The following is a 12,814-nucleotide window of genomic DNA, read 5'->3' on the forward strand; positions in this document are numbered from 1 at the left end:
CGGCACGGCCGGGCGGCAAGGGGTTGGACGGAGCCGTCGGCCCCCGACGGCTCAGTCCGAGGTGGGCTCCTCGGCCACCACTGCCGCCGCCGCCTGGACCGCCTCGAGGACCTGGCCGAGGACAGCGTCGTCGTGGGCCATGCCCGGGAACCACGTCTCGAAGGGGCTGGGCGGCAACAGGACACCTCGGCGGGCCATCTCGTGGAAGAACCGCCGGTAGCGGCGGGCGGAGGCCGCCCGGGCCCCCGCCCCGTCCCGGACCGGCTGCTCCGTGAAGAAGACCGACAGGAGCGGCCCGACCACCGGCACCTGGGCCGCGACCCCCGCGGCGGCGAACACCTCGGTCAGCTCCCCGGCCAGGGCCGCCACCCGGCGGCTCAGGGCCTCGTAGTCCGCTGGCTGGACCGCCCGGAGCACGGCCAGGCCAGCGGCGGTGGCCAAGGGGTTCCCCGAGAGGGTGCCGGCCTGGTAGACGGGGCCGCTCGGGGCCACGGACCCCATGAGCTCCCGGGACCCGGCGAAGGCCCCGATGGGCAAGCCACCCCCAATGACCTTCCCGAAGCACCACAGGTCGGGCCGAACCCCGGCGCTCGCCGTCGCCCCACCTGGCCCGAGGCGGAACCCGCTGATGACCTCGTCGAAGACCAGCAGGGCGCCAACCCGGTCGCAAGCCTCCCGGAGCCCTGCCAGGAAGCCCGGTTCTGGAGGGACGAGGCCCATGTTGGCGGCCACCGGCTCCACGATCACGCAGGCCACCTGCTCGTCGAGGTCCGGCACCTGGTTGTAGGGGACCACCAGGGTCTCAGCCACGGCGGCCCGGGGCACCCCGGCCGAGCCCGGCAGCCCCAAGGTGGCCACGCCGCTGCCGCCCCCGGCCAAGAGGGCATCCGCGTGGCCGTGGTAGCAGCCGTCGAACTTCACGACCCGGTCTCGCCCGGTCACCGCCCGGGCCAGGCGCAGGGCGCTCATGGTCGCCTCGGTCCCCGAGGAGACCAGCCGGACCTGCTCGACGCCGGGCACCCGAGCGCAGATGGCCTCGGCCAGCTGGACCTCCCCGGGGGTCGTGGCCCCGAAGGTGGTTCCCTTGGCGGCCGCTTCCGCCAGGGCGGCGGTCACCGCCGGGTGGGCGTGGCCGAGGAGGACCGCCCCGTAGGACTGCACGAGGTCCAGCCAGCGTCGGCCGTCGACGTCCACCACGTAGGGTCCCTCGCCCCGCTCGATCACCACCGGCGTGCCGCCCACCGCCTGGTGGGACCGAACCGGGGAGCTGACCCCGCCGGGCAGGACCCGACGGGCCCGGGCCCACCAGCCAGCCGTGGCCGAAGAGGCCTCCTGCTCGGCGCTCGCCTCGGTCTCCACCACCCCGCTCCTCGCTCGCCGCCCGCTCAGTTCGCCAGCAGCTCGGCCAGCTCGCCGGCGAAGTAGGTCAGGATGAGGCGGGCCCCTGCCCGCTTGATGGCGGTCAGCTGCTCGAGGAGGACCGCCGTGCCATCCAGCCAGCCGTTGGCCGCCGCTGCCTTCACCATGGCGTACTCCCCACTGACGTGGTAGGCGGCGACCGGCACCGCGACCCGGGCGGCGACGTCGGCCAGGACGTCGAGGTAGGGCAGGGCCGGCTTGACCATGACCAGGTCGGCTCCCTCGGCCACGTCCTGGGCGACCTCGGCCCAGGCCTCCCGCCGGTTGGCGGGGTCCTGCTGATAGGAGCGCCGGTCGCCGCCGGCGGCGATGGTGACGTCGACGGCGTCCCGGAAGGGCCCGTAGAGCGCCGAGGCGTACTTCGCTGCGTAGGCCAGGATCCCGACCTCCTGGAACCCTTCGGCGTCCAGTGCCGCCCGGATGGCCGCCACCTGGCCGTCCATCATGCCGCTCGGGGCGACCAGGTCGGCCCCGGCCCGGGCTTGGGCCAGGGCGGCTCGCTGGTAGAGGGCGACGGTCCGGTCGTTGTCCACCTCGCCCCGGGGACCGAGCACACCGCAGTGGCCGTGGTCCGTGTACTCGTCCAGGCAGAGGTCGCTGACCAGGACCATGCGGTCGCCGAGGGCCGCCCGCAGCTCGGCCAGGGCCACCTGGACGATGCCGTCGGGGTCGTACGCCCCGCTCCCCTCGGGGTCCCGCCGGGTGGGCACCCCGAAGAGCACCAGGCCCGGCACCCCGAGGTCGGCCAGGCGTTTGGCTTCGGCGACCAGGGAGCCCACGGTGTGCTGGGCCTGGCCGGGCAGGGACGGGATGGGGCGGGGAGCGTCGATGCCCTCGCGCACGAAAAGGGGGGCGAGGACGTCCTCGACCCCGAGGCGGGTCTCGGCCACCAGGCGCCGCAGCGCCGGGGTCCGCCGCAGGCGCCGCAGGCGCCGGGCCGGGGCCTGCCAGGGGACGGTCCCCTCCCCGAGGGTCACCCGGGGTCCTGCGGGGCTGCGGGGGGTCTCGCTCGACACGACCGGGAGCCTATTGGGGGTCCGCGGGCGCCGGGCCTGCGGGGAGCGGCCGGCCGAGCGCCCTGGCCAGCGCCGAGGCCACGGCCGCCGGTTCGGGTCGGGCCGCCACCGCCTGGACCGCCAGACCCAGGTCGGCGGCGGCCGCTGCCGTGGTCGGGCCCAGGCAGACCACCCGGGGGGACGCCTCGGTCCCGAACAGTTCCCGGTAACGGGCCACCGCCGAGGGAGCGGCCAGGACGACGGCATCGGCCGTCCGGGCCTCCTCGAGGGCCTTCGAGGGCAGGTCCTCGAGCGGCACGGGCTCGGTCCGGTAGGCCTCGACCTCCACCACCTCCCAGCCCTTGGCCCGCAGCCCGTCGGGCAGCTCGGGGCGGGCCTGGGCCGCCCGGGGGAACAGGACCCGACCCGGCCGGTCCCCCGGCGGATCGGGGAAGGCCGACGCCAATCCGCTGGCCCGCTCCGCTCCGGCCGGTGGCCGGAGGTCGGCGACCAGGAACCGTCGGGCCAGGGCGGCCTCGCTGGCCGGCCCGACCACCGCCAGTCGGGGACCCGCCAAGGCCCGACCGTCCCGGACCCGGCTGAGCACGGCCTCCACCGCCTCGACCGAGGTGAAGGCGAGCCAGTCGAAGGCCGGCAGCTCGCCGAGCCGGGCTGCCAGGGCGGCCCCGCCGTCCGCCGGCGGGCCGATCCGCTGGAGGGGCAGGCCGATGACCTCGGCCCCGTACTCGGCCAGCGCCTCGGCCAGCGGGCCGATCCGCCCCTCGGGCCTCGTCAGGACCACCCGCGCCCCGTGCAGGGGCCGGTCCTCTGCGGACCAGAGGCGCAGCCCCGCCACCGGCCCCACCACGATGACCGCCGGCGCCTCGACCGCCAGGTCGCCGAGGCCCGCCAGGGTGGTCCGCTGGGTCCGCTGCCGGGGACCGGCGGCCCGCTCGACCACGGCCACGGGGGTCTGGGCGTCCCGGCCCCCGGCCAGCAGGGCCGCCGCGATCTCGGCCCGACGCTCGACCCCCATGAGCACCACCAGGGTGCCCCCCGCGGCAGCCAGGGCCGACCAGTCCACCCCGCCGGGGGTGCTGGGCTCCCCGACGTGCCCGGTGACCACGGTGACCGAGGTGGCCAGGCCCCGATGGGTGACCGGCACCCCGGCCAGCTCCGGGCCGGCCACCGCCGAGGTCACCCCGGGCACCACTTCGACCGGCACCCCGGCGGCCTGGAGGGCCTCGACCTCCTCCCCGCCTCGGCCCAGGACGTAGGGATCCCCGCCTTTCAGGCGGACCACGAGGGCCCCCCGGCGGCCGTGCGCCACGAGCTGCTCGCTGATCCAGGCCTGCCGGTGTGCCTCGCCTGGTCGCTTGCCCGCGTCGACGAGCAGCGCCCCGGGGGGCGCCAGGGCCAGCAGCTCGGGGTGGACGAGCCGGTCGTAGACCACGACCTCGGCCCGGCGCAGCAGCGCCTCGCCGCGCCGGGTCAGCAGGCCGGGGTCCCCCGGGCCGGCCCCCACCAGGTAGACCGTCACGTGCCCAGCGTCACCGACCGGGCCCGATCACCGCAAGGGCCCGATCACCGCAAGGGGCCCGTCACCAGGTCGGCCCCGGCCGCCGCCAGGGCCTGGGCGCCCGCCGTCCCCAGAGCGGCAGGGTCGGTGCCGACCAGCCGGCGGCGGCACAGCAGGTGGCCGTCGGGGCTGGCGGCCAGGACCTCCAGGGCGAGTTCCTCCCCGGCCCCGGTCGGCGTGGCCAGGGCACCGACCGCGGCCTGGCAGCCGCCGCCCATGGCGGCGAGGAAGGCCCGCTCGGTGAGGACGGCCAGTCGACTGGGCCGGTGGTCGAGAGCGGCGAGGAGGCCGAGCAGCGGCTCGTCCTCGACCCGGCACTCGATGGCCAGGGCCCCTTGGCCGACCTGGGGGAGGACGATCGAGGTGGGCAAGACCGACGCCCGCTCGGGCGCCAGTCCCAGCCGGTCGAGGGCGGCCGCAGCGACCACGAGGGCGTCGACCTGGTCGAGGCGGCCGAGGCGAGTGCCGATGCTGCCCCGGAGCTCGACGAAGCGCAGGTCCGGTCGCCACCAGGCCAGCTGGGCCCGCCGCCTGGGTGCGCCCGAGGCCACGACCGCGCCGGGCCGGAGACCCTGGAGGGAGCCGCCGACCAGGACGTCCCGGGGGTCGGCCCGGGGCGGGACCGCGGCCAGCACCAGGCCCGGCACCGGGGCGGCCGGCAGGTCCTTGGCCGAGTGGACTGCCAGGTCGGCTCGCCCCTCGAGCAGGGCGGCGCGGACCTCGGCCACGAAGACACCCTGGCCGCCCAGTTGCCAGAGGGGCACGCTGGCCCGCTGGTCGCCGGTGGTGCGCACCACGACCGTCTCGACGGCCACCCCGGCCAGGGCTGCCAGGCGCTCAGCCACCTGGGCTGCCTGCTGGCGAGCCAGCGGCGTGGCACGGGTGGCGAGCCGAAGGGCCCGACCGGCAACCACCGGCCTCAGAGCCCGAAGAGCGCTCGGGCCGCCTCGACCAGCCGTTCGCCCCGGCTGGTCCCGGCCGCCTCCTTCAGGACCACGCTGGGCTGGTGGAGCAGTCGGGCCACCAGGTCGCGGCTGACCGTGGCCACCGCCGCCCACTGCTCCTCGGTCAGGTCCGGATGGCGCCGACGGGCCCGGGCCAGGGCCTCCTCCTGCCAGCCCTCGACCCGTCGCCGCAAGGCGGCCACCACGGGAGCCGCCCCCCGGGCCCGCTGCTCGGCCCGGTAGCGGGCCAGCTCCTCGGCTACCACGGCCTCGGCGCTCGCCACTTCGGCCCGCCGACCCCCGAGGGTTTCCTGGGCCCGGGCCCGGAGGTCCTCGAGGTCGAAGAGCCGGACGCCGGGCAGCTGCCCCACCGCCCGCTCGACCGCCCGGGGCATGCCCAGGTCCACCACCACCAGCGGCGTCTGGGCATCGGGCCGCAGCGCCTGAAGCGTGGCGGCTTCGAGGACCGGGACCCCACCAGCGGTGCAGACCGCGACCACCTCCGCGCTCGGCAGGACTCGACGCAGCCCGCCCAGACCGAGGGCCCCGGCGGCCCCGACCTCGGCCACGAGCGCCTCGGCCCGCGCCAGGGTCCGGTTCACCACCTGCACCCGGGCCCCGGCGGCCACCAGGGCCCGGGTGACCCCCTGGCCCATCTCGCCGGCTCCCACCACCAGGGCCGAGCGGCCTGCCAAGGTCCCGCCGAGCTGCTCGGCGGCCAGCTCGGCGGCGACGTGCGAAAGGGACAGGGAGCCACGGCTGATGGCCGTCTCGCTCCGCACCCGCCGACCAGCCAGCACGGCTCGGCGGAACAGCTCCCGGAGGACCGGGCCGGCGGCCTGGGCGGCGACCGCCTGTTCCCCGGACCGTCGCACCTGCCCGAGGACCTCGCTCTCGCCGAGCACAGCCGAGCGCAGGCCGGCCGCGACCCGGAAGAGGTGGTCGGCGACCTGGTCGTCGAAGCCCACCGTCATCCGATCCGCCAGCTGCCCGAGATCCAGACCCGCCCGCTCCGCCAGGAAGCGCTGGAGGTGCCCGACCCCGTCGTGGAACCGGTCCACCACGGCGTAGACCTCGGTCCGCAGGCAGGTGGAGACCACGGCCACCTCGGTCACCTCGGCGGCCTCGGCCAGGTCGGCGAGCACCTTGGCCAGGTCGTCCTCGTGGACGGCGACCCGCTCCAGGAGATCCAAGGGCACTCGATCGGGCTCCAGACCCACGACCACCAGCGACACGGCAGCTCCTCTACGACCCTGGGCCCAACCGAGCGGGGCCCTGCCGGGACCCCGCACCCGGCACCGCTGGACGTCTCGGGTCGGCCGGAGCCCACTACCAGGATGCCGGGCGGCCGCCGACCGAACCAGTCGGGGCCGGGCTCCCCGGCTCGCCGACCCGGCCTCAGTCGACCGCGGCCATGGCCGCCCCGTCGACCGCCGCTGGGGCCGTGGTGCCGTGACTCAGGTGGAAACTGATGACCTGCAGCTCGATGGACAGGTCGACCGAACGCAGGAGGACCTCCTCGGGCACGCTCAGCACCCGGGGGGCGAAGTTCAGGAGGGCCTTCACCCCTGCGGCCACCAGCCGGTCGGCCACCGCCTGAGCCACCCCGGCGGGGGTGGCCACGACGCCAATGGCCGGCGGGTCCTCGGCCATGACCCGTTCCAGCTCGTCGACGTGCCGGACCAGGACGCCGCGGACGCGCGTGCCGACCACCGACGGGTCGACGTCGAAGAGCCCGCAGATCCGAAAACCCCGCGAGGAGAAGCCCGGGGCGGCCGCCAGGGCCCGCCCGAGGTTGCCGATGCCGACGATGACCATGGGCCAGTCCTGGTCCAGGCCCAGTTCCCGGTCGATCTGGCCCAGGAGGAACTCAGCGTCGTAGCCCGAGCCCCGCGTCCCGAAGGAGCCGAGGAACGAGAGGTCCTTGCGGACCTTCGAGGCGTTGACCCCGGCGAGGGTCGCCAGCTGTTCCGAAGAGACCGTCGCCGCCCCCGACCGGACCAGCTCCAGGAGGAGCCGCTGGTAGATGGGCAGGCGGGCCACGGTGGCCTCGGGGATCCGTCGTGCGGGCGGCATGGTCCGCGGATCGTACCCAGCCGCCCAGGGCGCGCACCACGTGGCGTTCCTCGCCACCCCTCGGGTCCCAGAGGGCGAGGGCCTCAGGCGAAGCTGGCGGCCACCACGTGACGCTGCAGCTCCCCGCTGGCGCTCCGCGGCAGGTCCGGGACCACCCGCACGACCGTGGGGCACTTGTAGCGGGCGAGGTGACCCGCGCAGTAGGCCCGCAGCGCCTCGGGGTCCGGCGGTCGGGTGGGGTCCACTGGCACGACGGCCGCGGCCACCGCCTCGCCGGTTCGGGGGTCGGGCACCCCGACGACGGCCACCGCAGCCACCCCTGGGGCCCCTGCCAAGACCGCCTCCACCTCGGCCGGGGCAACGTTGAAGCCGCTCACCACCACGAGGTCCTTGCGGCGGTCCACCACCCAGAGCTCGCCCTCTTCGTCCAAGACCCCGAGGTCCCCGGTCCGCAGCCACCCGTCGGGACCGAGCACGGCCGCCGTGGCCCGGGGATCGTCGAGGTAGCCAGCGAAGACGTTGGGCCCCCGGACCCAGATCTCCCCCGGGTCTCCCTCCTCGACGGGCGTCCCGTCCGCCTCGACCACCTTCAGGGCCACCCCGGGAAGCGGTCGGCCCGAGGAGCCGGGCCGGAGGACCTCGCAGCCCACCGTCGTGGCCACGGCCGGCGACGCCTCGGTCAAGCCGTACCCCTGGTGCAGGGAGAGACCCAGCTCGTGGTGGGCGATCTCGGCCAAGCCGGGGGGCAGCGCCGCGCCCCCGGCCACGGCCAGGCGCAGGCACCGCAGGGCTGCCAAGCGATCGGCCCGCCCGGGCCCCTCGGCCAGCCAGTCGACGAAGACCGTCGGAACGGCCACCACCATGGTGGCCCGCTGGGTCAGCACCCAGGCGGCCAGTTCCTCGGGGTCCAGCCGCTCGGCCACGACGACCGGCCGGCCGCTGGCCAGGCCCAGGCCGAGGCCCACGTTCAGACCCAGGACGTGGCAGAGGGGCACCGGCACCACGAGCACGTCCTGGGGACCGGGCCGCACCCCGGGCACCGCCTGCAGCTGGTCCAGATTGGCCAGCAGGTTACCGTGGGCGAGCACCGCTGGTTTCGGCAGGCCAGCGGTCCCCGACGTCATGAGCACCAGGGCCGGGTCGCTTCGGGCCCGGTCGGCGACGACCAGTGGCGCCGTCCGGACCCCGGCTGCGCCCGCCGGGACGGCATCGGGCGCCAGGGCGGCGACGGCGGCCCTGGCCAGCCGCCGGGCCTGGTCGACCTCGCTCTGGGTCAGCGGGTCGGCCACGACGAGGGCCGGTCGGAGCAGGTCCAGCTCCCGGGCCAGCTCGGTCGCCGGACTGGTGGGGTTGAGCGGCGCCGCCACCGCGCCCAGCGCCAGGATCGCCAGGTAGCGGGCCACGAGCTGCCGGGAAGCCGGGGCCACCAGCGCCACCCGGTCCCCCGGACCGACCCCGGCGGCCGCCAGGACCTCGGCCCAGGCGGCTGCGGCGGCCCGAAGTTCCCCCCAGGTCCAGGACCCGTCGCGGTCGACCAGCGCCAGCTGGTCCTCGGGATGGTCCAGTACCGGTCGGCAGAGGTTCACCGTGCCTCCTGCGCCCACGGATCGCGCTCGGGCGGCGCGCCCGGCGCCCCGCGGAGCCGCAGGCGCTGGCCGGCCGCCAGGCCCAAGGTCGAGGCCGCCGAGCCACGGTCTTCGACCACGGCCAGCTGTCCGTTCGCGTCCACCAGCAGGCCCAGGGCCGGCGCCCCGTGCGGGGCCCGGTACTGCCGGAGTTCCTCGAAGGCCCCGACTCGGACCAGGGGCTGCTGACCGCCGGGATGCTCGAGGAGCACGACCCCTGCCGAGCCGAGCCCCGCGTCAGCCAGGTCCTCGGGCCGGGCCGCCAACTGGAGGTTGCCGAAGCGATCCACCCAGAGGACCTCCGCCTCGAGCCAGCCCTCCCCGCTCGCCAGCCAGGGCGAGGGCAGGTCGACCAGGCTGACCGGGTCGAGGGGAGGCCCGAGGGCGCCGAGGGGCTCACCGGCCCAGAGCCGAGCAGCGGCCGGCGCGAAGACGTCCCGGCCGTCGAAGGTCACGCTCCTGGTCGGTCGGGGCAGCTCGACCGCTTCCACCACCCCGCCGAGCACCTCGGCGGCCCCCAGCAGCAGGCCGTTGTCGGGGCCCACCAACCGGGTCGGGCCGGTCGGCCCCCCGGGACCGGGCCGGCCGGGGCACCCGAGCGCCACCGGTCGCCTCGCCGTGCCCACCCCGGGGTCGACCACGCCGACCAGGACGCCGGGGCCGAGGTGGGGGGCGCAGCGCACGAGGGCCCGGCTGCCGGCCACCACGTCGAAGGGGGGAATGCCGTGGGTCAGGTCGACCACGGGGGCCAGCGGGGCCAACCGGCGGATCGCGGCGTGGAGCATGCCCACGAACTCGTCCTGAAGGCCGTAGTCCGTGAGCAAGAAGATCGCCCCCGGCCCTGGGCTGGCGGCTCGGCCTGGCACTGGCCCTCCCGGTCCTCGCTGCGGCCCTCAGTGGCCCCCGGCCAGCTCGGCCGCCCGGGCCGTGGCCGCGGCGACGGCTTCCAGGAAGGCCGCCCGGGCGGCTCGCCGCTCGAGCGCTGCCAGGCCAGCAGCCGTCGTACCCCCAGGCGAGGTGACCTGGGCGCGGAGGGCGGCAGCGTCCGCCGTCCCCTCCAGGAGCAACCGACCGGTACCGGCCACCGTCCGTGTCGCCAGGCGGCGGCTGACCTCTCGGGGCAGGCCAGCGAGCACGCCGGCTTCCTCCAGGGCCTCCACGACCAGGCAGACGTAGGCCGGCCCGGAGCCCGAGAGGCCGGTGACGGCGTCGAAGCGGTCCTCGGGCAGCTCGACGAGCTCCCCCAAGGGTTCGAGGACCTGCCGGGCCCAGGCTCGGTCCTCGGCCGACCCGCCGCAGAGGGCCGTCACCCCTTCCCCGATCAGACCGCAGACGTTCGGCATGGCCCGCAGCGCCGTGCCCGGCCCGACCCAGGCCGCCAGGCGCGCCAGGGGCACGCCCGCCATGACCGAGAGCACCCGGGGCACCCCCAGGGCCCCGAGTGCCCGGCAGGCCGGCTCGGCGTCGGCCGGCTTCACCGCCACCACTGCCCCCTCGGCCTCCTCGGGCACGGCCTCGATCCGCACCCCCGGCAGAAGACCGCCCAACTCGTGGCGCCGCTCGGCCCGCTGCTCGACGACCACCAGGTCGCCAGGGTCGAACCCGGTGCGCAGCAGACCGCCTACCAGCGCCGTGCCCATGGCGCCACCACCCACCACCAGCAGGCCTGGCCGGCCCCCTTCGCTCACTGGCACGCCACCAGGCGCCCGGTGGTCTGCTCGGCCACGATGGCCAGCAGCCGGGACGCCGCCTCGTCCCAGGTGTAGCGACGGGCGTGCCGGACCGCGGCGACCGCCAGGCGCTCGGCCAGGTCCGGGCTGGCCAGGACGGCGTCGATGGCCTCGGCGAAGCCCGCCGCGTCCGGCGGGTCGACCAAGAGCCCGGTCACCTCGTCGACCACCACCGTCGTGAGCCCTCCGACCGCCGAGGCCACGACCGGGACCCCACAGGCCGCGGCTTCCAGGGCCACAAGCCCGAAGGACTCCGAGCGGCTCGGCACGACGCAGACGTCCGCTGCCCGGTAGTAGCTGGAGAGCAGCTCGTGGGCCCCAGCTCGGCCACCTGGGCTCGCAGCTCGGCCACGTGGGCCGGCCCGGCCGGGCCCGAGGGCCCCCCGACCACCACCAGGGACAGGTCCGGCCAGCGCTCCCGCAGGAGCTCCAGCGCGCCGAGCGCCACCGGCGCGCCCTTCAGCGGCTGGAGCCGCCCCACGAAGAGCAGCAGGCGGCCCTCGACCGGCAAGCCGACCGCCCGGCGGGCCTGGGCCCGGTCCCCGGGGGCGAAGAAGGCGTGGTCCACCGCCGGGGGCACCACCCGGATCCGTCGGCGTTCGACCTCGTACGCCTGGACCAGCTGGCCGGCCTCGACGCTGCAGCTGGCCAGCACGGCTTCCGAGCAGGCCATGACGGCCGCCTCGGCCTCGGCTCGCTGCCGGGGCTCGTCGGCCGAGACGGCTTCCGGGCTGGCCTCGGCCTTCACCCGGTCCAGCGTGTGGAAGGTGCACAGCAGCGGCACCGCCAGCTCGTGCTTCAGCCGATGGCCGACCAGGCCCGAGAGCCAGTAGTTGGCGTGGACGGCGTCCACCGGCTCCCGTTCGGCCAGGTCGGCGAGCACGGCCTCCGCGAACGCCTCCGTCAAGGGTGCCAGGGCCTCCTTCGGCACCGGCTCGACCGGCCCGGCCGGCAGGTAGTGGACCCGCAAGCCCGGCTCGACGGCGACCATCCGGGGCAGCCCCGGATCGTCCTGCCGGGTGTAGACCTCGCACTCGGCTCCCTGGCGAGCCAGGGCCGAGGTCAACTCCCGCACGTAGACGTTCATGCCTCCACCGTCCCCCGTCCCGGGCTGGGCGAGGGGCGAGGTGTGCAGGCTGATGACCGCCAGGCGTCGCACCGGGCCGCAGCCTACCGGTCGGCCCCTTCCGGCTCCGTCGCCCGAGCTCCCTGGTCGGTCCCGACCTCGGGGACCCTCGTCTCGGCTCCCCGGGCCTCGGCCGCCTGGCGGACGAAGAGCTCGTAGACCCGGACCAAGGTGGCCTTCTGCTCGTCTTGGAGCCGCTCGTCCGCCAAGATGGCCTCGACCACGTCAGGCCGCTCCCGCTCGCCGTCGAGGAACCCGGCGTGCACATAGAGCGTCTCGGCCGAGACCTGCAGGGCCCTCGCCAACTGCTGCAGGATCTCCGCCGAGGGCCGCCGCAATCCCCGCTCGATCTGACTCAGGTAGGGGTTCGAGACCCCGGCCAGTTCGGCCAGCCGGCGAAGCGAGAGCCGGTGCCGGGCCCGCTGCTGGCGGATGAAGGCACCGAGATCGGGACGGGGGACGGTGCTCACCGCCCCTGGCGGTGCTGGCGCCTAGGCCAGCAGCTCATCGACGGTCGCCTCGCCCGACTTGTAGCGGCTCACGATCTCCTGTTCCAGTCGGTCGATGCGCTCGTGCAAAGCCCGTCGGGCGCTCGAGAGGGCGGCCTCCAGGTCACCCAGCCGGGCGGCGTCCGCGGCCAGCTCCTCGTCCGAGCGTTCCGCGAGGACGGCCAAGGTGGCGGCCGGCACCATGGCGTCCAGCTCGGCCACCAGCCGGTCCTGCTCCTCCTCGCTCGGCTCCACCAGGACCGCCTGCCGGCCGGCCTGGGGCCGCGGGGGGCCGGCGGCGAGGATGGCCGGCAGTTCCTCGACCAGGCTGGCCAGGTCCGCGCCGGCACCGCCGTCCTCCCGGTGGTCCAAGACCGCGTGCAGGACGTCCAGCCTGCCCTGCACGAGGCGCCGGAGGAACGAGACCGAGGCCTCGACCGACTGGCAGCGGGCCCGCATCGCCCGGATCTCGGCCAGCGGCCGCCCCTCGAGGTCCGTCAGGGCAACGTCCGCCAGCACTGGCTGCACCACGTCGTCGAGCCAGCTCACGTGGTGATGCTACCTGACGGGGGGACGGCCGGCGGGGGGACGGGAGCCCCGGCCGGGAGCTCGGTGCCATGCGCCGGGCAGCGCCGGCTCCACGGATCCTGGGCGACCTCGGCGGGGTCCCGCTCGACCCCGCAGACCGTGCACGACCAGAGCGTGCCCCGCTCGAGACCCTCGAGCACCTCGGCCACCGCGTCGACCGCTTCCCTGAGGGCGGCGAGGTCCTGGTCCTGGGCTTCTTCCTCGTCGGGAGCCATGGCAGCGACCCTAGCCAGCGGCCGCCCCG

General features: G+C 76.3%; 14 protein-coding genes. All 14 read right to left on the bottom strand.

Features of this window, described 5'->3' with window-relative positions; genetic code table 11:
- Positions 1-51: 51 nt before the first annotated feature.
- The 14 genes from hemL to Acit_RS05525 all read right to left on the bottom strand — a co-directional run bounded on the left by hemL (position 52) and on the right by Acit_RS05525 (position 12,785).
- Entirely contained in the window at positions 52-1,359 is a 1,308-nt protein-coding gene (gene hemL, locus Acit_RS05460) for a glutamate-1-semialdehyde 2,1-aminomutase (protein ID WP_248106700.1), read from the bottom strand.
- Between the two features lie 26 nt (positions 1,360-1,385).
- Positions 1,386-2,396: a porphobilinogen synthase gene (gene hemB, locus Acit_RS05465; protein ID WP_376746015.1), complete on the bottom strand. Its 1,011-nt coding sequence runs from the start codon at positions 2,394-2,396 to the stop codon at positions 1,386-1,388.
- Positions 2,397-2,445: 49 nt separating this feature from the next.
- Positions 2,446-3,954, bottom strand: coding sequence for a uroporphyrinogen-III C-methyltransferase (gene cobA / locus Acit_RS05470; RefSeq protein ID WP_248106712.1), 1,509 nt, complete (start codon positions 3,952-3,954; stop codon positions 2,446-2,448).
- A gap of 44 nt (positions 3,955-3,998) precedes the next feature.
- Positions 3,999-4,907: a hydroxymethylbilane synthase gene (hemC, locus tag Acit_RS05475; protein WP_312709805.1), complete on the bottom strand. Its 909-nt coding sequence runs from the start codon at positions 4,905-4,907 to the stop codon at positions 3,999-4,001.
- 5 nt (positions 4,908-4,912) lie between these two features.
- Positions 4,913-6,172, bottom strand: coding sequence for a glutamyl-tRNA reductase (gene hemA, locus Acit_RS05480; protein ID WP_248106716.1), 1,260 nt, complete (start codon positions 6,170-6,172; stop codon positions 4,913-4,915).
- A 163-nt stretch (positions 6,173-6,335) separates the two neighbouring features.
- Positions 6,336-7,013, bottom strand: coding sequence for a redox-sensing transcriptional repressor Rex (locus Acit_RS05485; protein WP_248106719.1), 678 nt, complete (start codon positions 7,011-7,013; stop codon positions 6,336-6,338).
- Positions 7,014-7,096: 83 nt separating this feature from the next.
- Complete coding sequence (locus Acit_RS05490; protein WP_248106722.1) at positions 7,097-8,599, bottom strand: class I adenylate-forming enzyme family protein; 1,503 nt, start codon at positions 8,597-8,599, stop codon at positions 7,097-7,099.
- A complete protein-coding gene (locus Acit_RS05495; RefSeq protein ID WP_248106725.1) occupies positions 8,596-9,504 on the bottom strand; it encodes an SAM hydrolase/SAM-dependent halogenase family protein in 909 nt (302 codons plus the stop codon). Before Acit_RS05495 ends, Acit_RS05490 begins: the two co-directional genes overlap by 4 nt.
- Positions 9,505-9,531: 27 nt before the next feature.
- Positions 9,532-10,332: a pyrroline-5-carboxylate reductase gene (proC, locus tag Acit_RS05500; protein ID WP_248106728.1), complete on the bottom strand. Its 801-nt coding sequence runs from the start codon at positions 10,330-10,332 to the stop codon at positions 9,532-9,534.
- Positions 10,323-10,637 carry a glycosyltransferase gene (locus Acit_RS13525; protein WP_248106731.1) on the bottom strand — a complete coding sequence of 105 codons (315 nt, stop codon included), beginning with the start codon at positions 10,635-10,637 and terminating at the stop codon, positions 10,323-10,325. The genes proC and Acit_RS13525 overlap by 10 nt, the downstream gene beginning before the upstream one ends.
- Entirely contained in the window at positions 10,523-11,527 is a 1,005-nt protein-coding gene (locus tag Acit_RS13530; protein ID WP_248106734.1) for a glycosyltransferase, read from the bottom strand. The genes Acit_RS13525 and Acit_RS13530 overlap by 115 nt, the downstream gene beginning before the upstream one ends.
- Before the next feature lie 11 nt (positions 11,528-11,538).
- Complete coding sequence (locus tag Acit_RS05515; RefSeq protein WP_248106736.1) at positions 11,539-11,964, bottom strand: helix-turn-helix domain-containing protein; 426 nt, start codon at positions 11,962-11,964, stop codon at positions 11,539-11,541.
- A 21-nt stretch (positions 11,965-11,985) separates the two neighbouring features.
- A complete protein-coding gene (locus Acit_RS05520; protein WP_248106738.1) occupies positions 11,986-12,531 on the bottom strand; it encodes an RsiG family protein in 546 nt (181 codons plus the stop codon).
- Positions 12,528-12,785: a hypothetical protein gene (locus Acit_RS05525; RefSeq protein ID WP_248106741.1), complete on the bottom strand. Its 258-nt coding sequence runs from the start codon at positions 12,783-12,785 to the stop codon at positions 12,528-12,530. The genes Acit_RS05520 and Acit_RS05525 overlap by 4 nt, the downstream gene beginning before the upstream one ends.
- Positions 12,786-12,814 lie beyond the last annotated feature (29 nt).

Origin of the sequence: Aciditerrimonas ferrireducens (genome assembly GCF_023130475.1) — a bacterium.
GTDB classification, from domain to species: Bacteria; Actinomycetota; Acidimicrobiia; order Acidimicrobiales; family UBA8190; genus Aciditerrimonas; species Aciditerrimonas ferrireducens.